General features: G+C 40.5%; 22 protein-coding genes and 7 tRNA genes. 23 read left to right on the top strand and 6 right to left on the bottom strand.

Features of this window, described 5'->3' with window-relative positions; genetic code table 11:
* Positions 1–21: 21 nt before the first annotated feature.
* Positions 22–2,025 carry an N-acetylglucosamine-specific PTS transporter subunit IIBC gene (nagE, locus tag AACQ49_RS14605; protein WP_004252221.1) on the bottom strand — a complete coding sequence of 668 codons (2,004 nt, stop codon included), beginning with the start codon at positions 2,023–2,025 and terminating at the stop codon, positions 22–24.
* Positions 2,026–2,412: 387 nt separating this feature from the next.
* On the opposite strand from nagE, the gene nagB reads away from it, so the two are divergent.
* From nagB to fghA, 13 genes are all read left to right on the top strand, one after another.
* On the top strand, positions 2,413–3,219 hold the full coding sequence (gene nagB, locus AACQ49_RS14600) for a glucosamine-6-phosphate deaminase (protein WP_004247451.1): 807 nt from the start codon (positions 2,413–2,415) through the stop codon (positions 3,217–3,219).
* Positions 3,220–3,341: 122 nt separating this feature from the next.
* A complete protein-coding gene (gene nagA, locus AACQ49_RS14595; protein WP_004246019.1) occupies positions 3,342–4,505 on the top strand; it encodes an N-acetylglucosamine-6-phosphate deacetylase in 1,164 nt (387 codons plus the stop codon).
* A 9-nt stretch (positions 4,506–4,514) separates the two neighbouring features.
* Positions 4,515–5,747 carry a DNA-binding transcriptional regulator NagC gene (gene nagC / locus AACQ49_RS14590; RefSeq protein WP_004246020.1) on the top strand — a complete coding sequence of 411 codons (1,233 nt, stop codon included), beginning with the start codon at positions 4,515–4,517 and terminating at the stop codon, positions 5,745–5,747.
* Positions 5,748–6,160: 413 nt separating this feature from the next.
* Positions 6,161–6,237, top strand: a tRNA-Met gene (locus AACQ49_RS14585).
* A gap of 8 nt (positions 6,238–6,245) precedes the next feature.
* Positions 6,246–6,330 (top strand) — tRNA-Leu (locus AACQ49_RS14580).
* A 25-nt stretch (positions 6,331–6,355) separates the two neighbouring features.
* Positions 6,356–6,430: transfer RNA gene (locus tag AACQ49_RS14575), tRNA-Gln, on the top strand.
* 44 nt (positions 6,431–6,474) lie between these two features.
* Positions 6,475–6,549 (top strand) — tRNA-Gln (locus AACQ49_RS14570).
* Between the two features lie 44 nt (positions 6,550–6,593).
* Positions 6,594–6,670, top strand: a tRNA-Met gene (locus AACQ49_RS14565).
* A 3-nt stretch (positions 6,671–6,673) separates the two neighbouring features.
* Positions 6,674–6,748 (top strand) — tRNA-Gln (locus tag AACQ49_RS14560).
* 51 nt (positions 6,749–6,799) lie between these two features.
* Positions 6,800–6,884, top strand: a tRNA-Leu gene (locus AACQ49_RS14555).
* Between the two features lie 262 nt (positions 6,885–7,146).
* Positions 7,147–7,422: a formaldehyde-responsive transcriptional repressor FrmR gene (gene frmR / locus AACQ49_RS14550; protein ID WP_004246023.1), complete on the top strand. Its 276-nt coding sequence runs from the start codon at positions 7,147–7,149 to the stop codon at positions 7,420–7,422.
* Positions 7,423–7,441: 19 nt separating this feature from the next.
* Positions 7,442–8,554 (top strand): S-(hydroxymethyl)glutathione dehydrogenase/class III alcohol dehydrogenase, encoded by a 1,113-nt coding sequence (locus AACQ49_RS14545; protein WP_004246024.1) that lies wholly within the window; start codon positions 7,442–7,444, stop codon positions 8,552–8,554.
* Between the two features lie 53 nt (positions 8,555–8,607).
* Positions 8,608–9,438, top strand: a complete 831-nt coding sequence (gene fghA, locus AACQ49_RS14540) for an S-formylglutathione hydrolase (RefSeq protein WP_017827456.1) — start codon at positions 8,608–8,610, stop codon at positions 9,436–9,438.
* 48 nt (positions 9,439–9,486) lie between these two features.
* On the opposite strand, the gene ubiF is transcribed toward fghA, so the two are convergent.
* A complete protein-coding gene (ubiF, locus tag AACQ49_RS14535) occupies positions 9,487–10,674 on the bottom strand; it encodes a 3-demethoxyubiquinol 3-hydroxylase (RefSeq protein ID WP_017827457.1) in 1,188 nt (395 codons plus the stop codon).
* A 212-nt stretch (positions 10,675–10,886) separates the two neighbouring features.
* On the opposite strand from ubiF, the gene miaB reads away from it, so the two are divergent.
* From miaB to AACQ49_RS14505, 6 genes are all read left to right on the top strand, one after another.
* Positions 10,887–12,317, top strand: a complete 1,431-nt coding sequence (miaB, locus tag AACQ49_RS14530) for a tRNA (N6-isopentenyl adenosine(37)-C2)-methylthiotransferase MiaB (protein WP_004246028.1) — start codon at positions 10,887–10,889, stop codon at positions 12,315–12,317.
* A gap of 28 nt (positions 12,318–12,345) precedes the next feature.
* Positions 12,346–13,407, top strand: coding sequence for a PhoH family protein (locus AACQ49_RS14525; protein WP_004246031.1), 1,062 nt, complete (start codon positions 12,346–12,348; stop codon positions 13,405–13,407).
* Positions 13,400–13,867: an rRNA maturation RNase YbeY gene (ybeY, locus tag AACQ49_RS14520; RefSeq protein WP_004246032.1), complete on the top strand. Its 468-nt coding sequence runs from the start codon at positions 13,400–13,402 to the stop codon at positions 13,865–13,867. The genes AACQ49_RS14525 and ybeY overlap by 8 nt, the downstream gene beginning before the upstream one ends.
* Before the next feature lie 70 nt (positions 13,868–13,937).
* Positions 13,938–14,819: a CNNM family magnesium/cobalt transport protein CorC gene (corC, locus tag AACQ49_RS14515; protein ID WP_004246033.1), complete on the top strand. Its 882-nt coding sequence runs from the start codon at positions 13,938–13,940 to the stop codon at positions 14,817–14,819.
* Positions 14,820–14,826: 7 nt separating this feature from the next.
* Positions 14,827–16,350, top strand: a complete 1,524-nt coding sequence (gene lnt, locus AACQ49_RS14510; protein WP_004247445.1) for an apolipoprotein N-acyltransferase — start codon at positions 14,827–14,829, stop codon at positions 16,348–16,350.
* A gap of 76 nt (positions 16,351–16,426) precedes the next feature.
* Positions 16,427–17,110, top strand: a complete 684-nt coding sequence (locus AACQ49_RS14505; RefSeq protein ID WP_012367589.1) for a hypothetical protein — start codon at positions 16,427–16,429, stop codon at positions 17,108–17,110.
* Between the two features lie 8 nt (positions 17,111–17,118).
* Here the strand turns inward: AACQ49_RS14505 and AACQ49_RS14500 are convergent, their stop codons facing one another.
* The 4 genes from AACQ49_RS14500 to AACQ49_RS14485 form a co-directional block, all read right to left on the bottom strand.
* Entirely contained in the window at positions 17,119–17,622 is a 504-nt protein-coding gene (locus AACQ49_RS14500) for a protein disulfide oxidoreductase (protein ID WP_004252236.1), read from the bottom strand.
* The gene (locus AACQ49_RS14495; protein ID WP_004247442.1) at positions 17,622–18,353 is read right to left on the bottom strand and encodes a DsbA family protein; all 732 of its coding nucleotides are present in this window, start codon (positions 18,351–18,353) and stop codon (positions 17,622–17,624) included. Before AACQ49_RS14495 ends, AACQ49_RS14500 begins: the two co-directional genes overlap by 1 nt.
* Positions 18,353–20,389 (bottom strand): protein-disulfide reductase DsbD family protein, encoded by a 2,037-nt coding sequence (locus AACQ49_RS14490; protein WP_161779135.1) that lies wholly within the window; start codon positions 20,387–20,389, stop codon positions 18,353–18,355. Before AACQ49_RS14490 ends, AACQ49_RS14495 begins: the two co-directional genes overlap by 1 nt.
* An 80-nt stretch (positions 20,390–20,469) precedes the next feature.
* Entirely contained in the window at positions 20,470–20,859 is a 390-nt protein-coding gene (locus AACQ49_RS14485; RefSeq protein WP_004246039.1) for a hypothetical protein, read from the bottom strand.
* A 356-nt stretch (positions 20,860–21,215) separates the two neighbouring features.
* Here AACQ49_RS14485 and AACQ49_RS14480 point away from each other — a divergent pair, with 356 nt between their 5' ends.
* From AACQ49_RS14480 to AACQ49_RS14465, 4 genes are all read left to right on the top strand, one after another.
* Complete coding sequence (locus AACQ49_RS14480) at positions 21,216–22,109, top strand: amino acid ABC transporter substrate-binding protein (RefSeq protein ID WP_004246040.1); 894 nt, start codon at positions 21,216–21,218, stop codon at positions 22,107–22,109.
* Positions 22,110–22,227: 118 nt separating this feature from the next.
* Entirely contained in the window at positions 22,228–22,968 is a 741-nt protein-coding gene (locus AACQ49_RS14475) for an amino acid ABC transporter permease (protein WP_004247440.1), read from the top strand.
* Positions 22,968–23,642, top strand: a complete 675-nt coding sequence (gene gltK, locus AACQ49_RS14470) for a glutamate/aspartate ABC transporter permease GltK (RefSeq protein WP_004246042.1) — start codon at positions 22,968–22,970, stop codon at positions 23,640–23,642. The genes AACQ49_RS14475 and gltK overlap by 1 nt, the downstream gene beginning before the upstream one ends.
* Entirely contained in the window at positions 23,643–24,368 is a 726-nt protein-coding gene (locus AACQ49_RS14465) for an amino acid ABC transporter ATP-binding protein (protein ID WP_004246043.1), read from the top strand.
* Positions 24,369–24,651 lie beyond the last annotated feature (283 nt).

The raw sequence follows: 24,651 nt of genomic DNA, 5'->3' as shown, positions 1-24,651 counted from the left end.
GATTAAATATCTATATGATATTTATTTTAATACTTTATAGATTATGGTGTTATTTGCCGTCACTTGACCGGATGCAATATCACTCACTTTATCAAAGTCATCGATATTACTGATGATAACCGGACTTATCATTGATTTAGCATTAGTGTTTAAATACTCAAGATCTAGCTCTAAGATAGGCTGGCCGAGTTTAACCTCTGTACCTTCTTCAACCAGACGTTTAAAGCCTTTTCCTCCTAATGCGACCGTATCAATCCCCATATGGACGATAATCTCAACACCGTTATCCGTTTCAATGCAAAATGCGTGGTTAGTATCAAAGATTTTTACTACCGTACCGGCAGCAGGTGCCATCACAATATTTGATGTGGGTTTAATAGCAAGACCATCTCCCACGACACCGCTTGAGAAAGCTTCATCAGGCACATCTTTTAATGCAACCACTTCACCATCAAATGGCGCGACCATTTCAAGAATGACTTTGGCATCATTATTAGTCTGTTTTTCTGATGTTTTTTCTGTCGATACCGCGTTATCTGTATGTCTACCAGCATAAGCGGCAACTGGGCCTTGTGCTAATACATCACGCATGGCACTTGCAACAATTTCAGCCCGTGTGCCCACAATCACTTGAACACTCTGTTTATTTAAGCGAATAACCCCTGAAGCACCTAGGTGTTTTGCGTAAGCATCGTTGACTACACTGGCATCTTTTACATTTAAACGTAAACGAGTAATACAAGCATCAATACCAGTTAAGTTATCTGAGCCACCAACTGCAGCGATATATTGACGTGCTTCTTGTTGCACTGCTTCTTTGCTATTAGTGGGGACGGCTTTGATATCTTCATCATAGCCGTCTGCGGTTTCATCCCCCGCCACTTCATCTTCACGACCCGGTGTTTTCAGGTTAAATTTAGTAATAGTGAAACGGAAAATACCATAGTAAATGAAGAAGAATGCGATACCTTGCACAATCAACATATACCATTTAACCGCCAGAGGGTTGCGTGAAGATAAGAACATATCCACAAGGCCCGCACTAAAGCCAAAGCCTGAAATCCACTCCATACTTGCGGCAATATAAACAGAAATCGCCATTAAGAATGCGTGAATAACATAAAGCACTGGAGCAACAAACATAAAGGAGAATTCAAGCGGTTCAGTGATCCCCGTAAAGAATGCCGCAAATGCCCCAGCCATCATGATACCGGCAACTTTTGCTTTATGCTCTTTGCGCGCACAATGATAAATAGCCAGTGCTGCCCCTGGTAAACCAAACATCATAACTGGGAAGAAACCTGCTTGATAACGTCCTGTCACACCGACCGTTGCCAAGCCCGCATCAATCGCTTGCTGACCAGCAAGGAAGTTAGGAATATCATTAATACCCGCCACATCAAACCAGAACACAGAGTTCAGCGCATGGTGTAAACCAACAGGAATTAATAGGCGGTTAAAGAAAGCATAAATACCGGCGCCCAAAGCCCCCATATCTTTAATGCTTTCACCAAAGCTCACTAAGCCACCGTAAATTACCGGCCAGATATACATTAGAATAAAGGCGACGATAATCATCAAGAATGACGTGAGGATCGGCACTAAGCGACGACCACTAAAAAATGATAATGCACGAGGTAATTCGACACTGCTAAAACGGTTATACAGCTCAGCTGAAAGTACCCCAACCAGAATACCGACAAACTGGTTGTTTATTTTACCAAAAGCCACAGGCACTTCTGCAAGTGGTAGACCTTTGATCATCGATACCGCAGCAGGTGAACAAAGTGTAGTCACCACTAAAAAGCCGACAAAGCCAGTTAAGGCCGCCGCCCCGTCTTTGTCTTTTGACATACCATAAGCAACACCTATCGCAAACAATACTGACATATTATCGATAATGGCAGCACCTGATTTGATCAGTAAAGCAGCTAGCGCATTATCGTTTCCCCAGCCTACCGGATCAATCCAGTAGCCTATTCCCATCAGAATTGCTGCAGCAGGCAATGTCGCAACGGGCACCATCAATGCCCGTCCTATCTTTTGCAGATAACTTAAAATATTCACACACTCCCCCTTGGATAACCCCTATTTGGGATCTTATTTATACTCATTTATATTTATTGATGAGTTAATTATTTAATTCCATTTTTAGTCTAAAAAAATTATTTTGTATCGCAAATTAATTAGTGCTAATTTGTGATTAAAGTCACCTATATAGGATATTTTTTAGCTTAAATGCTGGCTAAGTCAGAAAGCTTATTTTATGATTAAAAATATCTTTTGAAGGATTGATGTCTTCATTGACTAAAAATGAAAAGCAATTCGTGTTATAGATGAGTCACTGATAATCACGCATTGAAATAGTATGTAACTTGATTGTCAGATTTGTCTTTTTTCTATGAGGTTATTATGAGGTTAATCCCCCTATCCACGGCACAGCAAGTGGGAAAATGGTCGGCTAATTATATCGTTGAGAAAATCAACGCATTTGCGCCAAGCGCCGATCGTCCTTTTGTTCTTGGTTTACCTACTGGTGGTACGCCATTAGCAACGTACAAAGCGCTAATTGAACTACATCGTGCAGGTAAAGTAAGTTTCCAGCATGTTGTCACCTTCAATATGGACGAATATGTTGGCATTCCAGCAGATCACCCACAAAGTTATCGTACTTTTATGTATGAGAACTTTTTTAATCATATTGATATTAAAGATGAAAATATCAATTTATTAAACGGTAATGCAACAGATCCACAAGCAGAATGTGCACGTTATGAGGCGAAAATAAAGTCTTATGGCAAAATCAATCTGTTTATGGGAGGTGTTGGTAATGATGGTCATATCGCTTTTAATGAACCCGCCTCATCACTCGCTTCTCGTACACGGATGAAAACACTGACTGAAGATACTCGTCTCGCTAATTCACGATTCTTCGACAACGATATCAATAAAGTACCTAAATATGCGCTAACTGTCGGTGTAGGGACATTATTAGATGCAGAAGAGTTAATGATTTTAGCGACTGGCATCAATAAGGCTCAAGCAGTACAGGTGGCAACAGAAGGTGCTGTTAATCATCTATGGACTATCTCTTGCGTGCAATTACACCCTAAAGCAATTTTAGTCTGTGATGATCCGGCGACAATGGAACTGCGTGTGAAAACACTGCGTTATTTTCAACAAATTGAAGCGCAAGAGCGCCAGCAATACCAAGATTAAGTTTAGTAAATTAAGTACCTACGATAAGTAGTGGAAAACTAAGCTCTCTTACTTATCAGCCAGAATTTGCTGGCTGATATCGGTTTTTTAGATTGACTTCCCTTATATTAGGAGACAAAGGTATGTTTGCCTTAACAAATGCTGTTATTTATACAGGTTATGACCGTTTAGAAGATCACGCCATTATTATTAACGGGTCACGTATTGAGCAGGTTTGCCCACAGGATCAACTACCAAAAGATATAGCCACTCGTGATATGCAAGGTGCGATTGTCTCCCCCGGTTTTATTGATTTACAAGTCAATGGCTGTGGCGGTGTACAATTTAATGACACCGCGGAAAATGTCACAGTAAAAACGCTAGAGATTATGCAAAAAGCCAATGAACGCTTAGGCTGTACTAGCTATTTACCAACATTAATTACCTGTTCTGATGAATTGATGAAAATAGGCATTGAAGCAACTCGCGCTTATATGCAAAAACACCAAAATAAAGTGTTGGGATTACATTTAGAAGGCCCTTATATCAATATCATTAAAAAAGGGACACATGATCCTCAATTTATTCGTCAACCAAGTGCACAGATGATTGACTATTTGTGTGATAACGCTGATGTCATCGCTAAAATTACACTCGCACCAGAAATGGTCGATGAAAAATATGTTCGTCAATTAATCACAGCAGGTATTGTTGTTTCTGCAGGCCACTCAAATGCCACCTATGAAGAAGCGCGTAAAGGCTTTCGTAACGGTATTTCATTGTCGACTCACCTTTATAATGCAATGCCTTATATTTCAGGTCGTGGCCCGGGTCTTGTAGGGGCAATTTATGATACCCCTGAGGTTTACGCAGGGATCATTGCCGATGGTTTACATGTTTCATGGGCAAATATCCGTAACAGTAAGCGCTTAAAAGGTGAAAAACTGTTATTAGTGACAGATGCGACAGCTCCTGCGGGGCTTGATCCAAATAAAAATGAGATGGATAGCTTCGTTTTTGCTGGAAAAACGATATATTATCGCAATGGGCTGTGTGTGGATGCGGACGGTACATTAAGTGGTTCATCACTCACGATGATTGACGCTATTAAAAATAGTGTACTTCATGTTGGTATTCCATTAGATGAAACGTTGCGTATGGCAACACTTTACCCTGCCCGTGCGATTGGTGCAGATAACGAACTCGGTACAATTGAAGCAGGTAAAATAGCAAATATTGCTTCTTTTGATAAGGACTTCAACCTTTGCACAACATTTGTCAATGGTATTGAAATAACAGATAACTAATGGATGTAAATGCTGATGAGTCACAACAACACTGAAACGCAAATTGGCAATATCGATCTTGTTAAGCAACTTAACAGTGCGATTGTATATCGGCTCATTGATCAACACGGGCCGATTTCTCGTATTCAAATCGCCGAGCAGAGCCAACTCGCCCCTGCCAGTGTCACTAAAATTACTCGTCAGCTTCTTGAACGTGGCTTGATTAAAGAAGTTGATCAACAGGCTTCAACCGGAGGTCGTCGCGCAATATCCATTGTTGTGGAACATCGCCGTTTTAATACCGTCAGCGTCCGATTAGGACGCAATGATGCCACTGTTGCTCTTTATGATCTCAGTGGTAAAGCCTTAGTAGAGCAACACTACCCTTTAGAACAAAGCACCCAACAAGAAGTTGAAACCTTGCTTATTAATGCTATTGATGATTTTATTAAACAAAATCAACGTCGTATTAATGAGCTTATTTCAATTTCAATTATCTTGCCCGGGTTAGTTGATCCTAATAAAGGCATTGTCCACTATATGCCTCATATGAAGGTAAATAACTGGGCACTCGTTGATAACTTAGAAAAACACTTTGATCTGCCTTGCTATGCGGGCCATGATATTCGGAGTCTCGCCTTAGCAGAAAACTATTTTGGTGCCACCAGAGATTGTGAAGATTCTATCTTGGTTCGTATTCATCGTGGCGCAGGGGCTGGTGTTATTATCAACAACAAAATTTTGCTCAACCAGCGTGGTAATCTTGGTGAAATTGGTCATATCCAAATAGATCCATTAGGAGAGCGTTGCCACTGTGGTAACTTTGGTTGTTTAGAGACTATTGCGTCCAATAGCGCAATAGAAGCTAAAGTCCGCTACCAACTTGAACAAGGCTATCCCAGCCAGCATTTATCTGCAACACAATGCCAAATTCAAGATATATGCGATGCAGCGGTAAAAAACGATCCCCTCGCTGTTGAAACCATTAAACAAGTGGGTCTTCATCTAGGTAAAGCCATCGCCATTGCAATTAACCTATTTAACCCACAAAAAGTAGTTCTGGCAGGAGAAGTGACCGAAGCGGCTGAAATATTACTACCGTCGATCCAAAGTTGCATTAATACCCAAGTATTAAAAGAGTTTAGAGAAGCGCTTCCTGTTGTTATCTCCGAACTTGATCATCGCTCAGCCATTGGGGCATTTGCACTTACCAAGCGAGCAATGCTTAATGGAGAGTTACTACAATATTTATTCGACAAATAATCTTTTTGTTACAATAAAACAGCTTTTTAAATGAAGGCTGTTATTTATCTCAATTAAGATTAATTTTAGGATAAATTTCAACCAGTCATCTTTCTTTAAAAGACAACGTGCAGCTAAAATAACTGTGCGTTGTTTTATTATGTCACCACCACACCGCAATATCCCCTTCCCTGTGCTATCAAATTATCACCTATTAGGCTGTTTTTTCTTTTTATTCAGACAATCTGTTGTTATTTACTTAGTAAGATTTTTCATCAATAAGGTTGTTTTTTGGATCTTTTTTCGACAAAATGATTAACCAGCGAGCAAACGAACACTTTTCTCGAAAATTAATGCAAAAAGCAGTTGACGGATTTGTCTGTAATACGCATAATGCGCCCCGCAACGCCGACGAAGGTTATGCAAAAAAAGATGGCTATGTAGCTCAGCTGGTTAGAGCACAACACTCATAATGTTGGGGTCACAGGTTCGAATCCCGTCATAGCCACCATCTTTTTTGCGGGAGTGGCGAAATTGGTAGACGCACCAGATTTAGGTTCTGGCGCCGCAAGGTGTGCGAGTTCAAGTCTCGCCTCCCGCACCATTTTAACCGTCGTCAATTTATCAGGTGGGGTATCGCCAAGCGGTAAGGCACCAGGTTTTGATCCTGGCATACCCTGGTTCGAATCCAGGTACCCCAGCCATTTTCCTGATAGATAATATGCGTGTTGACAATTGAATTAGCGGATGGGGTATCGCCAAGCGGTAAGGCACCAGGTTTTGATCCTGGCATTCCCAGGTTCGAATCCTGGTACCCCAGCCATATTTCTGCTAAATTCAATAAATAGTGAGAAATTATCTCCTATTGGCTATGTAGCTCAGCTGGTTAGAGCACAACACTCATAATGTTGGGGTCACAGGTTCGAATCCCGTCATAGCCACCATTTTGGGGTATCGCCAAGCGGTAAGGCACCAGGTTTTGATCCTGGCATGCCCTGGTTCGAATCCAGGTACCCCAGCCATATTCTGAAAGAGAGACTCGTTAAACGAGTCTTTTTTTCTCAAAGGTTGTTGCGGGAGTGGCGAAATTGGTAGACGCACCAGATTTAGGTTCTGGCGCCGCAAGGTGTGCGAGTTCAAGTCTCGCCTCCCGCACCATTGATTAATAGTGTCAAACACTAACTAAAATCAACAAACAAGACTCGCTATGGCGGGTCTTTTTTGTTTTTAGCCTTAAATATCCCCTCACTCTCACCCTTTATCAACACGCTGACGCCTTGTCTATTTCCTCATTACTCTCATACTTATCATTGTTTGCTCGATAATCTACATAGACTCATCGTAACGTTATTTTTTGATCAAGCTGTACATATATTCATACCAATACTATACTCCCCCATAGTATATTTAAGGATTATATATGCCACACTCACCAGCAGAAAAAAAAGCCGCGTTAACCCGTGTAAGAAAAATCAAAGGGCAAATTTTGGCATTAGAAACCGCCCTTGAAAACGAAAATGAATGCGGCCAAGTTTTACAGCAAATTGCTGCCATTCGGGGTGCTATCAATGGCCTGATGGCGGGCGTACTCGAAAGTCATTTACGTGAAGGTCTAATGGATGCCGTCGCTTCTCCTGAAGATCAAAAAAATTCCGTTGATGATGCAATCTCACTAATACGCACTTACCTGCGCTAATAACAACAAGGATATCATTATGAAATCTCGTGCTGCGGTCGCCTTTGGACCAGGAGAGCCTTTAAAAATTGTTGAAGTTGATGTGATGCCACCTCAAGCAGGTGAGGTATTGATTAAAATTAGTCACACTGGCGTATGCCATACTGATGCCTTTACCCTTTCAGGTGATGATCCTGAAGGTGTTTTCCCTGCCATTTTAGGTCATGAAGGCGCGGGGGTGGTGGTTGAAGTAGGTGAAGGCGTCACCAGTGTCAAACCGGGTGATCACGTGATCCCTCTCTATACAGCAGAATGTGGCGAATGCCTATTTTGTAAATCAGGCAAAACGAATCTCTGTGTAGCAGTAAGAGCAACCCAAGGTAAAGGCTTAATGCCTGATGGCACAACGCGCTTTTCCTATAATGGACAACCTATTTATCACTATATGGGTTGCTCTACCTTTAGTGAGTATACGGTAGTAGCTGAAGTATCACTCGCTAAAATCAATCCACAAGCCAACCATGAAGAAGTCTGCTTACTTGGTTGTGGCGTGACAACAGGTATTGGAGCTGTACATAATACGGCAAAAGTACAAGAAGGTGACTCGGTGGCTGTATTTGGTTTAGGTGGCATTGGTCTTGCTGTACTGCAAGGCGCTAGACAAGCCAAAGCAGGCCGTATTTTTGCGATTGATACTAATCCTGAAAAATTTGCATTAGCACGCCAATTTGGTGCCACAGACTGTTTAAATCCCAATGATTATGACAAACCTATTCAAGAAGTACTGGTTGAAATGACTCAGTGGGGCGTTGATCATACTTTTGAGTGTATTGGTAACGTCAATGTGATGAGAGCCGCTCTTGAGAGTGCTCACCGTGGTTGGGGGCAATCTATCATTATTGGTGTTGCGGGGGCAGGACAAGAGATCTCAACACGCCCTTTCCAACTCGTCACAGGTCGTTCATGGAAAGGGACTGCATTTGGCGGAGTAAAAGGTCGTAGCCAACTACCCAATATGGTTGAAGATGCAATGAATGGGAAAATCGAACTCAAACCTTTTGTGACCCACACTTTACCTCTTGAAAAAATAAATGAAGCCTTTGATTTAATGCATGAAGGTAAATCAATTAGAACTGTTATTCATTTCGATTAATCACTCTCAGGCCTATTAGCAAATAGGTCTGACTTTGTTGTTAAGGAGTCAAAATGAACAACATTGAACGCCATGCCTGTTTTGGCGGTTGGCAAGAGGTTTATCAACACACCTCTACCACCCTCAATTGTGAGATGAAATTTGCTATCTATCTCCCGCCTATGGAAGATGGGCAAAAATATCCGGTTTTATATTGGTTATCTGGATTAACTTGTAATGAACAAAACTTCATTACCAAAGCCGGAGCACAGCAATATGCTGCGCAACACGGTGTTATTTTAGTGGTACCTGATACTAGCCCTCGTGGTGAAAATGTGGCTGATGATAGTGCTTATGATTTAGGACAAGGTGCTAGTTTTTATCTGAATGCCACACAAGCACCTTGGAATAGTCATTATAAAATGTATGACTACATTGTTAATGAACTCCCTAAATTGATTGAGACACATTTTCCTGCCAATGAGCGACGTGCTATTAGTGGACATTCAATGGGGGGACATGGTGCATTGATGATTGGTTTGCGTAATTTGTCTCGCTATTGCAGTATTTCAGCGTTTTCACCCATTGTTGCACCAACCCAAGTCCCTTGGGGACAAAAAGCCTTCAGCGCTTATTTAGGCGACGATATGGCACAATGGCAACAATATGACACGATTGAATTACTGAATAAAACACAACAGACAGTGCCCATACGAGTGGATGTCGGTCTTGATGATCCTTTTTACCAACAGCAACTACAGCCAGAACGTTTAGCACAAGTGTGTGATAAAAAACAGTTTGCGTGCTGTTTAAATTTACATCAAGGCTACGACCACAGTTACTATTTTGTCGCGAGTTTTATCGGTGAACATATAGCCTTTCATGCTAAGCACTTAAAGGCTTAAACCTAATGCGATGATCGATGAAGACAATTCAGATCATCGCATTGCTCATCATTTAATCCCTAAAGCATAACGTAGCGCGGCTTCTTTCGCTTTTCCTGCATGCTGCGCAGCTAATAATCCGATATTTCTGGCTAATTTTAAGCCTGGTAATTGATGGCTAAAAGCGTGGTAAAAGAGATCCATTCCTGCCTGCATCAGCATATTATCAGGCATACGACGGCGCTGATATTTTTTTAACAATGCCATTGAATGCCAAGGTTCAAAATGCTGTTTCGCTTGCGCCACTAAATTAAGCAAGCAATCCACATCACGATAACCGAGGTTAACCCCCTGTCCTGCTAATGGATTAATAGTATGTGCCGCATCCCCCACTAAAATCACACCATTATCAACATAACGACTAGCATGCTGACGAGTTAATGGGAAAGAGCCTGCTGCAATAGGTGTCACTTTGCCTAAGCGTTCAGGGAAAGCATGTTCGATTTCTTTTTCTAACTGTGCCATTGACATCGTTTGTAGCTTTCTAATTCTCTGCGGAGAATCATACCAAACTAAGCAAGCCCAATTATCAAACAGAGGCAAATAAGCCCGTGGCCCTGAAGGGTAAAAGCGTTGCCATGTACCCTTTTCTGGTGGCAATTGCGTTTTCACGGTGATTAACATACAGGATTGACGATACTGCCAACCATTACTGCCAATCCCTGCCATTTGACGCACTTGCGAATTAGCCCCATCGGCCCCTACAACTAACTGAGTGGTGATTTCCTGACCATCAGCAAGCGTGACTTGCCATTTATTATCTAAGTATTTCATGTTACTTAGACTATTTGGGCATAATAAAGTGATATTGCTATAACGTTCTGCTTCTTGCCACAATGCCAATTGCAAAATGCGATTTTCAACCATATAACCTAATTCAGGTAAACCAAGACTTTTGGCATCAAAAATAACATGGGCATTATCTTCTTCCCATGTTTCGAGGGTTAGGTATGGCGCACTGCGCATCGCTAAAACATGTTGCCATGCACCTAGCTGTTTTAATAAACTAACGGACGCGCAGCTGATCGCAGAAATACGAATATCAGGATGAGATGAGGCATCAAAAGGTGCTGGAGATTGCCGTTCTACCATTGCAACACGCAACCCTTCTTGCGCCAGCCCAATGGCAACGGCTGCGCCAATCATGCCACCACCGGCAATGACTGCATCAAAATCGTTTTTTACATTTCTCATCATTGTTATGCCATAACTCATTGCTTTAAAAATAATAGGTAAGCGCTATATCAGTTTATTAGAAATAAGCAAAACTGAACGCCAGAAAGAATTAGCGCCGACTGACTCTAGTCACTGACCACACAAATGACTACAATAACCGCCTTATTGGCTTATTACACGCAACGTTTTTCAGTGATTAGCTATTATCTCACTGTAAATACCGGATTTATACAATGTCGACGATAAAAAAACTGTACATTAAAACTTGGGGCTGCCAGATGAATGAGTACGATTCATCTAAAATGGCAGACCTACTCGAAAGCACCCACGGTTATCAGTTAACCGATGTCGCCGAAGATGCGGACATTCTACTGCTAAATACCTGTTCTATCCGTGAGAAAGCACAAGAAAAAGTCTTTCATCAGTTAGGACGTTGGAAAAATTTTAAAGATAATAAACCTGATATTATCATCGGCGTTGGTGGTTGTGTTGCCTCTCAAGAAGGTGAATACATTCGTCAACGTGCGCAGTGTGTCGATATTATCTTCGGACCACAAACCTTACACCGCTTACCAGAAATGATTAATCAGGTAAAAGGCACCAAAAGCCCAGTGGTCGATATCAGTTTCCCTGAAATTGAAAAATTTGACCGTCTACCTGAACCTCGTGCTGAAGGCCCTTCTGCATTTGTTTCTATCATGGAAGGCTGTAATAAATACTGTTCATTTTGTGTAGTGCCTTATACGCGTGGTGAAGAAGTCAGTCGCCCTTGTGATGATATCCTATTTGAAATCGCACAACTGGCCGCTCAAGGGGTACGTGAAGTTAATCTATTAGGTCAAAACGTCAATGCTTATCGTGGTGAAACCTTTGACGGGCAAATCTGTAGCTTTGCAGAATTACTACGCCTAGTGGCAGCGATTGATGGTATTGATCGTATTCGTTTTACTACCAGCCACCCTATTGAGTTTACTGACGATATTATTGCGGTTTATGAAGATACCCCTGAATTGGTTAGCTTCTTACACTTACCAGTACAAAGCGGATCAGATCGTATTTTAACCTTAATGAAGCGTAATCATACAGCTCTTGAATATAAGAGCATTATTCGTAAATTACGCAAAGCACGCCCTGATATTCTGATAAGCTCAGACTTTATCATTGGTTTCCCAGGTGAAACGCAAGATGATTTCGAAAAAACCATGAAATTAATTGCGGATGTAAACTTTGATATGAGCTTTAGCTTTATCTATTCAGCCCGTCCAGGAACCCCTGCGGCTGATTTACCTGATGATGTGAGCGAAGAAGAGAAGAAACAGCGTTTATATCTGTTACAACAGCGCATTAATCAGCAAGCAATGAACTACAGCCGTGCCATGCTTAACAGCGTACAACGTATTCTTGTGGAAGGCCCTTCACGTAAAAATGTGATGGAACTTTCAGGTCGTACCGAAAATAACCGCGTGGTTAACTTCGAAGGTACACCGGATATGATTGGTAAATTCGTTGATGTCGAAATTGTTGACGTTTACGCTAACTCATTGCGTGGTAAAGTGGTCAGAACGGAAGATCAAATGGATTTACGTATCCATGAATCACCAGAATCCGTTATTGCCCGTACTCGTAAAGAAGATGAATTAGGTGTAGGTGTTTACCAACCTTAATTGATCAGACTTAACAAAAGGATACTCAGTGACAGTAATAGCCCATACACAGGTAGCGACCCAAGAGATTTTCTTAGAGCCCGCAGATAATGACCGTTTAATGAGTTTATGTGGCCCATTTGACGACAATATTAAGCAACTTGAACGCCGTTTAGGTATCGAGATCAATCACCGTGATAACCGTTTTAAACTAACGGGTAAATCACTGAATGTGAATGCAGCTGCAGGAATTTTGCGACATCTGTATGTGGAAACCTCACCTATTAAAGGTGTGATACCCGACATCGACCCTGAGCAAATTCACCTTGCCATCAAAGAGAGCCGAGTGCTTGAGCAAAGTGATGAGCATGTGCCTGAATTTGGGAAATCGACCAATATTCGCACTAAACGCGGCGTGATAAAACCACGTACGCCTAACCAAGCGCAATATATTGCCAATATCCAAACTCACGATATTACTTTTGGTATCGGGCCTGCAGGTACAGGGAAAACCTATCTGGCTGTTGCTGCCGCTGTCGATGCCCTTGAGCGTCAAGAAGTACGCCGTATTTTACTGACTCGCCCTGCGGTAGAGGCGGGTGAAAAGCTCGGTTTTTTACCCGGCGATTTAAGCCAAAAAGTCGATCCGTATTTACGACCACTTTATGATGCGTTATTCGAGATGTTAGGTTTTGAAAAAGTTGAGAAACTGATAGAGCGTAATGTGATTGAAGTGGCCCCTTTAGCTTATATGCGAGGTCGTACACTCAATGACGCATTTATTATTCTCGATGAAAGTCAAAACACCACAATCGAACAGATGAAGATGTTTTTAACGCGTATCGGTTTTAACTCTAAAGCGGTCATCACAGGTGATATCACGCAAATCGACCTTCCTCGAGGCCATAAATCCGGATTGCGTCATGCCATAGAAGTGCTATCTAATGTCGATGATTTAAGCTTTAACTTCTTCCATAGTGAAGACGTGGTTCGCCATCCTGTGGTTGCTAAGATTGTTGTCGCATATGAAGCTTGGGAAGTTGAAGATCAAAAACGCCGCCAAGCAATTAAAGCAGAAAAAGAGAGACTGCAGAGAGAAAATCATGAGTGAAGTGATTCTTGATTTACAAGTTGCCACTGAAAATACACAAGGGCTTCCGAGTGAAGCCCAATTTATCACTTGGCTGGAAGCCGTACTACCGCAATTTCAGCCTATTAGTGAAGTGACTATCCGTATCGTTGATGAAGCGGAAAGCCATGAGTTAAACCTAACTTATCGTGGAAAAGATAGGCCAACTAATGTACTTTCTTTTCCTTTTGAAGCACCGCCTGAAGTGGAATTACCTTTACTGGGTGATTTAATTATCTGTCGTCAGGTCGTTGAAAAAGAAGCCGATGAGCAAAATAAAACTGTTGAAGAGCACTGGGCACACATGGTTATCCATGGTTGTCTGCACCTTTTAGGCTATGATCATATTGAAGATGATGAAGCTGAAGAAATGGAAGGTTTAGAGACAGAAATCTTACAAAAATTAGGTTATGAAGATCCCTATTTGATTGAAAAAGAGTAACAGTTCTCTTTATTTTATGATAAATACTATATCTAATAACCATTCAATGAGGAAAAATAGTTAAAACGCCATGAGCGACGACCAATCTTCGAGTAACGATAACCCTGGTCCTAAAAAGGGGTTTCTCACATTGCTTAATCAGTTATTCCACGGTGAACCTAAAAATCGTGATGATCTGATGGAGCTTATCCGCGATTCTGAACAGAAAGAATTAATCGATCCTGATACCCGTGATATGTTAGAGGGGGTAATGGATATCGCTGAACAGCGTGTACGGGATATTATGATCCCCCGCTCGCAAATCGTCACATTAAAACGCAATCAAACCCTTGATGAGTGCCTTGATGTGATTATTGATTCAGCGCACTCTCGCTTTCCTGTCATCAGTGAAGACAAAGATCATATTGAAGGCTTATTAATGGCAAAAGATTTATTGCCATTTATGCGTACTGGTGCTGAGCCATTTAGTATAGACAAAGTTTTACGTTCTGCTGTCGTTGTACCAGAAAGTAAACGCGTTGACCGCTTACTAAAAGAGTTCCGTTCGCAACGCTATCATATGGCTATTGTCATTGATGAATTTGGTGGTGTTTCTGGTTTGGTCACGATTGAAGATATTCTTGAACTTATCGTCGGCGAAATTGAAGATGAGTATGATGATGAGGATGATATTGATATTCGTCCATTAAGTCGCCATACCTACTCAGTGAGAGCATTAACCCAAATAGAAGATTTTAATGAGGCATTTGGTACTCACTTTAGTGATGAAGAAGTCGATACGATTGGTGGTTTAGTTATGCAAGCCTTCGGTCATCTTCCTGCTAGAGGTGAAACTATTACCATTGATAATTACCAATTTAAAGTTGTTATGGCTGATAGCCGTAAAATTATTCAGGTTTATGTGCACATTCCTGACGATGCGCCTGTACCTGAACTAGGTAATGATGTGTAGGATATTAATGAATAATTTCTCTTTATTAAACCGCCAGTGGGTTCGCACCCTACTGGCGGTTTTTTTCGGTGCCAGTGGCACACTCGCGTTTTCTCCCTTTGATTTCTGGCCTGCAGCGTTAATTTCTTTATCAGGTTTGCTACTGATAATAACGCAACGAACCACACGACAAGGGGCATGGCTTGGTTTTGCCTGGGGATTTGGATTATTTGGTAGTGGTGTAAACTGGGTATATGTCAGCATTGCTGATTTTGGGGGAATGCCATTTGCTATCAATATTTTCTTAGTCATATTGTTAGCCCTTTACCTATCGCTTTATACCGCCCTATTTGCCGGATTATTAAACAAGTTCTTCCCTAAACCTACCTTTTGGCGTTTTGTCTTTGCGGCTCCCGCTGTATGGCAACTCACTGAATTTTTAAGGGGCTGGGTGTTATCAGGGTTTCCGTGGTTACAATTTGGTTATAGCCAAATTGATGGCCCATTAAAAGGTATTGCACCTATTTTTGGTGTCACCATGATAACCTTTTTGCTGACCATAATTAGTGGACTTATTGCTGTCGCTATCTATCGTAAATCACTATATAGTGCGGTGATCGGAGCAATATTATTACTCTTACCTATCAGCTTTAAATCTTATCAATGGTATCAACCTTTAACTGATGAAACACAAGAAATTGCCTTAATTCAAGGCAATATCGCGCAATCATTAAAATGGCAACCCGGTACTTTAGAAAGTACGTTAAACACCTATCTCACCTTAAGTCGCCCTTTTATCGGTAAAGCAAACTTAATTATTTGGCCTGAGTCAGCTATCCCTGATGTTGAAATTCAGCAACAAGGCTTTTTAGCGCAATTGGATAAACAATTAAGAGCACAAGACACGCATCTAATGACAGGAATTATTGATGCGCGTCCCACCTTAGAAGGCTATCGTTTTTATAATAGTGTTATTACATTAGGTGAACACTATGCTTACCAATATCCGGCAACAGATCGCTATAACAAACATCATCTTGTGCCTTTTGGTGAGTATGTCCCTTTAGAGTCCTTATTGCGCCCATTAGCGCCATTTTTTAATTTACCTATGTCATCATTAAGCCAAGGTGAATACATACAACCTCAACTGACGGTAAATGATGCTAAAATAACCGCCGCCATCTGTTATGAAATTATTCTTGGAGAACAAGTTCGCGCTAACTTTAAGCCGGATACACGTTTCTTATTAACTATTTCAAATGATGCTTGGTTTGGTAATTCAATTGGTCCATGGCAACATTTTCAAATGGCTAGAATGCGTTCATTAGAGTTAGGACGCCCATTATTACGTTCAACTAATAACGGCATTACCGCCTTTATTGCTGCTAATGGTGATGTTATTGCCCAGCTTCCACAATTTGAAGCCGGTGCATTAGCTGAAAAAATGACACCCACGACAGGATCAACACCTTATTATAAAATGGGGAGTTATCCAGTGTGGATTTTAGCAGGGGTATTTTTAATTCTTGCTTTTATTAAGCGTCGTTCTTAATGTTAAATAAAGCCCTGCTCAATTAATCTTAAAACAATTAATTAAGTAAGGGCTTTTCTAATAAAAGGACTTTTCAATGATCCATTACCCTGAATATATTCTTGATATTATTTGGCAAAGAGCGAAAAAAATATCTGCCGATAATGAAACAAAAGGATTTCGTAAAGATAAAGAAACTAAATGGATCAAGCGCCAACTGTTTAATCAACAAAATGAATTTGGCTGGGTATTATCAAAACAACCTAGTTCGATTCATCAACTTATTGAAGATGAAACAATTGTGCCTTTACATTGGCAAACAGCGAGAGCCTATGAGCAAAAACAAGAAGCAAGCTCTAAACGTCTCAATATGATCCCACTTGACCCACCAGCACTATCGCGACTCATTCAATCACCAACAGATGTTTTACCTTATTGGCAACATGCCCATCAGATTTCCAGCGATAATGAAGAAAAAGGTTTTCGTAAAGATTATTACGGTCGTATTATCCAGAAAAATGCGTTTGGAGATAAACAACATCAATATGGTTGGACATTAGCTCAATTAACACCGGCCAATAAGAATAATCAAATCGTTATTCCTATTAATATTGTACCAATACATATTAATACCTCAAAACGCACTTACAATGAAAAGGAATTAATTGTTCAAGGTAGCCAAGAAGCAAAAATAAAACGCAGACGTAAAAAACTTGTCTATGAGATAATAGATTTTATTATCAGCCTACCTGGCATTATTTTTTCTTCATTTAAACTCTGATAAACAAGTTAAATTGAAGCCCACCATAACCTAAGTTTTAATCCCCAAGAGGATGTCCAGCCACTTGTAAAGTGCACCATTTCACCTTTATAGAGAATAACAAAAGAAGGTGTAGCACTTATCCCCCAACGTTGAGAAATAGCCCCTCTATCATCATTAATAACCGGAAAAACTAGTTGCTTGGAGTTAATGCCACGTATTATTTTGGCATCATCACCAGAGCGGATAACTACAGACGTAACATTATAACCCTGTTGTGCTAAATCATTTACCGTCGGTGTAGTTAACTTACAAATGCCACACCAACTCGCCCAAAAATAGATCAGTAATGGTTTCTCTTGGCTAAGGGCAATCAATGAGACTGGTTTATCATCAACTGTATAAAGCGTAGATAAATCAGTAAGTTCTGGTGGCGTTGGTTGACGCCACCAGTCCATAGCAAATGAAATAGCCACAAAAATAAGGGCGAGAATAATTAATTCTTTACCCCATTTTCGTAAACGATTTGCCATTATTTTTTCACTTTCGCCAGTTGTTCTTTCACAATAATTTCTAACTGATCATAATCAACAGCACCCGGTAAAATAGTATCACCAATTACCGTCGCTGGCGTACCTTGAATACCCAGTTTACGAGAAAGCTCTAAGTTATTTTGCAACGTTTTTAAGCTGTCATCAGTTAACTTAATTTTGCTAGTATTAGTGCTCTTCATTGCATCTTCAATACTTGCATTATCTAGCATCGTTTTCTTCTGCATCAAACGTTGATGAAGTGCTAAGAATGCTTTTGGATCTTCTTTCCAGACAGAAAGCACCGCCTGAGAGGCTTTAGCAGAGCTTTCACCTTTAAATGGTAATGGTTTAATGATAACCGCCACATCAGGGTATTGTTCGGTGATCTTTTCTAATAATGGGTCAAAGCGTTTGCAATACGGGCAGTTATAATCAGTGAACGACACTAACACTAACTTAGCATCTTTAGCGCCAATACGTGGACTTGCCGCATCGTTGTATAATGCATCATGTTCAGAGGCCAATGCTTGACGGAACTGTGCTTGTTGCTCATCTGCCTTCTTAGTTTGCAATGCCATGATAGCTTCTTCCAAAATCTCAGGATTACTCACTAAAGTATCACGAACTAATGCACGTACTTCTTTTTCTTGAGCTGCATTCAAGGCAGCGGCTTGAACATTTGCACCAAAAAGTAACGAAGAGATAACCAGTACAGAAAGTGTTTTTTTCATTATTGGGCTCCTTTAGCCTCTGAAAGAATAGTTAACATTAGATCTTTATTTAAAAGAGGCGGTAGGATCTCCCCCTCCTTGTTACATGGTCCATAAATCTGGTTAAACGGCACGGCGACTTGACCGCGCTGTTTTAAAAATTGGGTGATCTGTTCTGACGGTTTCGTCCAATCCCCTCTTAATGCGACAACATCAGGCTCTGAAAGTGCCTTTTGCACATCATCGCGTAATAATACATTGTATTTATTTGCTTTGCAGGTAACACACCAATCTGCGGTAACATCAATAAACACCCGTTTATTTTCAGCTAACGCTTGATGAATAGCCTCTTCTGAGAGTGGTTGCCAATTCACATGATCTTGCCCCGCCAAGGTCTGAGTATCAGGCTGAGCAATAAATAGATAGCTTGTACCACCTAAAATAAGGGTGATCACCATTGAAGCAAATAGCGTTTTTTTGCCGTAATGTTTAGCAATAGCAAAAAGCAAGATCAGGGCGATAGCCACAAAAATAGCCGCAACAATGCCAATACCAAAATGGGGGATCAATAAAGTGATCAGCCAAATACAAGATAGCAACATCATAAAGCCTAAAACAACTCTTAGGCGATTCATCCATTTACCCGGTTTTGGCAATACTTTGGCAATTGATGGAAACATAGCAACCATGATCCATGGTAAACTCATTCCAAGACCTAATGTGGTGAAAATTAACCATAACTCACTTAATGGTGCTATCAATGCATAAGCAACCGCAGTCCCCAAGAAAGGGGCTGAACACGGTGTAGCAAGCAATGTAGCAAAAGCCCCTTCCCAGAAATGTCGACTATAACCTTGGCCTCCTGCTGTCGCTATTTTGGTATTCATATTACTTGATAAACGTAATTCAAATAGGCCAAATAAATTAGCGGTAAAAATAGCCGTGATCAGCACCATAAAGCCGATAAACCAAGGGCTTTGAAACTGTATGCCCCAACCTATTGCTTCTTGACTGTAGCGTAATACGGTCATAAACAGCGCTAAGGCCCAAAATGACACTAAAATTCCCACAACAGAAACAGAAAACTGTTTACGAATAGCCCCTGTATCACGTTTTTCGATATGAAGAATTGAGCCCAATTTCATTGCCAAAACAGGCAACACACAAGGCATTAAATTAAGAATTAAGCCCCCTAACAGCGCAAAGGCTAAAATACTCCATAATCCTACCCCCGAGTCAGCAGTAGGCAGAGATGCGCTATCGCCTTGGCCTATAGTGTCATTGACTTGACGTGAATAGCCATCGTCAGTCACAACAAAGGAGAGTGGTTTTCCTACAATGTCACCCGCAGCGTCTCCCCAATCATCGGTTACATCGACAGTAACAGATAAATGATCACCTTTTGCTGTTAACTGTGGAATGCCATATAGCATTCCTTGTGGTGGATCGAGATAAATATTAGGTTGATGCCAGTCACCTTGTTCTCGTTGTAATGAGAGGGTTAATTGACTATTTCGATAATCAGATGAAACAGCAGAAATTAATCCACTTGTCACAGGTACTTTGGCCATGGCTTGATTATATTGCCATTCAAAGTCAGCGGGAACAGGCTCGTTTAAATCCAGATTTAATGAGTAATCAGTTAAAATACAGACATTACTACAGGTTGAAAGTGTTAATACCCCATTTAAGTTATTGCTATCGACAGATTTTAGTTCAATGGGGAAGACGACTTCTTTATCGTAACCTTGGGTATGAATACCTGCGACATCAAAAGCGGAAGGTGATGGCCAATGCCATATCATATCAGACACAGATTGCGTCCAATTAATTTCAGGTGCTACGCCACCTTCTCCGGGAGAGCGCCAATATGTTTTCCAGCCCGGCGCTAATTGCACCTCAAGCAATATTTTAACATCGCCTGTCGATGACTTGTCAGCCGTAGCCCTAACCTGAGCATGATCATTGTCTGGCATAGTTAGCCAACCTGTATCGGCGGCTAATGAAGATAATGAAAATAGCATCAACATCAATGCTATTAAAAAAGAACGAACCATAGCAACTCCCTAAAAAATCCTCTAACGCTACACATAAAACAACGCCTCAATATAAGACGTATTATTGAGTTAAAGCGCTACTAATCCCTTAGAATACAGTAATGAAGGTGAAGCCTTATTCGTGGAGGTGGGTGATGTTGTTTTTTCTGGCTACGTTGACGAGAAACATAAATGGCAGCCATACCAAATAAAAGTAATACCGCCCAAGTATAAAAAAGCGGTTCAATCGCTAAAGGAGGAATCGATAAGAGTGATTTAGCACTTAATTCGCAGGTTGAAAGTGAATATTTCCCTTCACTTGCATTTTGTTGCTCTGCAATTGGCGTCGAGAATGAGGACTGTGTTTGCGAAACAGCAGATGCTAAGCGCTCACTAATCACATGAGCCCCCATAGAGCGCTGAACAATACAACACAAGATCAGCAATACTGTTATCAACACTAGCCAGCGACCTGACCGCCAATTATGCATAGATTTCCTCATTTGTTGACCTGCTATCTTAACGGTAATCTACAGACAAACAACTCCTTAAGATAAACTTTACAAATTCTTTTCTTTTTTAGATTAACGCCTTTTTCTTCTTTGTTCTTTTTAACCTTTAACTTCTCATGGTTATTACCATAATAATTTTAAATATTGAAAATCACTTCCAAAAAACATTGAACAATTTTTTATTTCATCCTTTTATTGAGAGATAGCTCTCGTATTTGGAATATTGCACTTCCCAACCGTATGTTATTTGTTCTATTTATTAACATTATCAAAACAAATTAAAACAAAAAAGTAACACAAAGCAACACATCAATATCACCACGACAGGAGTTATTATGCGCATGCGTAAACTAGCATTATCATTAATGATTTTAGGGGCTGCAGGAGCTGTGCAAGCAGAAGAACTCACTGGTACCTTAAAAAAAATCAACGATAACGATATTATTATTGTTGGTCATCGTGAATCCTCTGTCCCTTTTTCATACTACGATAATCAACAAAAAGTGGTCGGATACTCTCAAGACTATTCCAACCTGATTGTTGAGGCAGTAAAAGAAAAATTAGGCAAACCTAACCTACAAGTTCGCCTTATCCCTATCACTTCTCAGAATCGAATTCCACTATTACAAAATGGTACATTTGACTTTGAGTGTGGCTCAACGACCAATAATCTCGCTCGCCAACAACAAGCTGATTTCTCGAATACTATTTTTATTGTTGGTACACGTTTACTTGCGAAAAAAGACAGTGGAATTAAAGATTTTGCTGATCTTGCGGGCAAAAATGTGGTTGTCACGTCAGGCACCACATCTGAAATGTTACTTAACAAGCTCAATGATGAGAAAAAAATGAATATGCGCATTATTAGCGCAAAAGATCATGGCGACTCATTCCGTACACTTGAATCAGGGCGTGCTGTTGCTTTTATGATGGATGACGCCTTATTAGCGGGTGAACGTGCTAAAGCGAAAAAACCTGCGTTATGGGAAATTGTGGGAACACCTCAATCAGAAGAAGCTTATGGCTGTATGTTACGCAAAGGTGATACACAATTTAAGTCATTAATTGATGAAACCATTGCTAATGCGCAAAAATCTGGCGCAGCAGAAAAATCGTTCAATCGTTGGTTTAATGCCCCAATTCCACCGAAAAACCTCAATTTAGAATTCACTATCTCGGATGAAATGAAAGCACTCTTTGCATCACCAAATGATAAAGCATTGAACTAACAATGCATATAAGTAATTGATGCAAAATTAATAATTATAAAGTATCTGTTGGACAGACAGATCAGTGAAGTTTGGGGCAGCCGTTCCCTGCCCCATTTTTTTCACCGGAGGTGAAATCATGTCGATTGATTGGGATTGGGGGATATTCTTCCAAGAAGCCCCTTTTGGAAATACAACTTACTTAGGTTGGCTTATTTCAGGCTTTCAAGTTACTGTCGCTTTATCTCTTTGTGCTTGGATCATCGCTTTTATTGTCGGCTCTTTTTTTGGTATTTTACGAACCGTACCTAATCGCTTGCTCTCTAGTTTAGGGGCTATCTATGTTGAACTATTTCGTAACGTCCCCCTGATTGTACAATTCTTCACATGGTATTTAGTGATCCCTGAACTCTTACCACAAGCTATTGGTGATTGGTTCAAAATGGACTTAACGCCGAATATCCAATTCTTTGTCTCTTCAGCACTCTGTTTAGGTTTGTTTACCGCAGCGCGCATGTGTGAACAGGTGCGGGCGGCAATCAATTCATTACCAAGAGGACAAAAAGCAGCAGGCTTAGCACTAGGCTTAACACTGCCACAAACCTACCGCTATGTTTTATTACCTAATGCTTATCGCGTCATTATTCCGCCAATGACCTCTGAAATGCTGAACTTAGTCAAAAACTCTGCAATCGCCTCAACGATTGGCCTGATTGATATGGCTGCGCAAGCGAATAAATTATTAGATTATTCAGCTAAAGCTTATGAATCCTTTACCGCTATCACGCTAGCCTATGTCTTTATTAACGTCATTATTATGTTGATTATGCACTGGTTAGAAAAACGGGTGCGTTTACCTGGCACAGCAGGAGGTCAATAATGTACGAGTTTGACTGGAGTTCTGTTGTTCCTAGCCTACCTTTTTTAATGGATGGCATGGTGATTACCTTAAAAATTACCATAACAGCAATTGTTATCGGTATTTTATGGGGAACAATACTTGCAGTGATGCGCTTATCTACTTTTAAGCCCATCAGTTGGTTTGCGGCCGCTTACGTTAATACCTTTCGTTCTATTCCTTTAGTGATGGTATTACTGTGGTTCTATTTAATTGTGCCTAACATATTACAAAATGTTCTAGGCCTTTCACCAAAAAGTGATATCCGTTTAATTTCAGCAATGGTAGCGTTCTCTCTATTTGAAGCTGCTTATTACTCTGAAATCATCAGAGCAGGTATACAAAGCATCAGTAAAGGCCAGTTTTCAGCATCCTTAGCTTTAGGAATGACAAAATCACAAACGATGCGTTTAGTGATTTTACCTCAAGCATTTCGTGCCATGATCCCTTTATTGCTCACACAAGGTATCGTTTTATTTCAAGATACCTCACTCGTGTATGTATTAAGTCTGACCGACTTTTTCCGAACAGCGGCAAATATTGGTGAGCGTGATGGCACACAGGTTGAAATGATCCTTTTTGCTGGTTTTGTCTACTTTATAATTAGTTTCTCCGCTTCAATGTTAGTGAACTTTCTTAAAAAAAGGACTACTTAGATGATTTCCCTAAAAGATGTATCCAAATGGTATGGTCAGTTTCAAGTGCTGACAGATTGTTCCACTGAAGTGAAAAAGGGGGAAGTTGTTGTTGTCTGTGGACCTTCAGGCTCAGGTAAATCGACGCTTATCAAAACCGTTAATGGTTTAGAGCCTATACAACAAGGTGAAATCCTAGTAAATGATATAAAAGTCAATGATAAACGAACTGATTTAGCTAAGTTACGAGCCAAAGTTGGTATGGTGTTTCAACACTTTGAATTATTTCCTCACCTTTCCATTATTGAAAATCTTACACTAGCGCAAGTGAAAGTCCTTAATAGAGAGAAAGGTGCAGCAAAAGAGAAAGGGCTAAAATTATTAGAACGCGTAGGCTTAGCCAACCACGCTAATAAATACCCTGCTCAACTTTCTGGTGGTCAACAACAACGCGTTGCTATTGCTCGTGCTTTATGTATGGATCCTATTGCGATGCTATTTGATGAACCCACCTCCGCACTTGATCCTGAAATGATTAATGAAGTTCTTGATGTTATGGTTGAGCTGGCGAATGAAGGCATGACCATGATGGTGGTTACACACGAAATGGGCTTTGCTAAAAAAGTTGCTGACCGTATTATTTTTATGGATGAAGGTCGTATTGTCGAAGATAGCCCGAAAAATGACTTCTTTGATAATCCTAAATCAGAAAGGGCTAAAGATTTCCTAGCTAAAATCTTACATTAATCTTCAATTTTCTTTTTCATCCCACTCACTTTTCCCCTTTGCTGGCATGAATTATTACATGCCAGCAAAATATCGCTAAAAATAATCATCAACCTTTGATGACGCAACACAGTAGCAATTAATTCATTTTTATTGCAATAATTAGGCTAAACGCTTGAAAATCTCGCATTTATCATTAACAAAAAAATGCTGTTTTCGTGCTATCTCGCCATTATGGCAAAAAAGTTATGCAAACAATGGCTTTCATTGAGATCAATAGTTGTGGCTATTAGACAAAATCAGC

The organism is Proteus sp. G2675 (genome assembly GCF_963886535.1).
Classification (GTDB): domain Bacteria; phylum Pseudomonadota; class Gammaproteobacteria; order Enterobacterales; family Enterobacteriaceae; genus Proteus; species Proteus mirabilis.
This window is presented reverse-complemented; position numbering and strand designations above follow the sequence as displayed.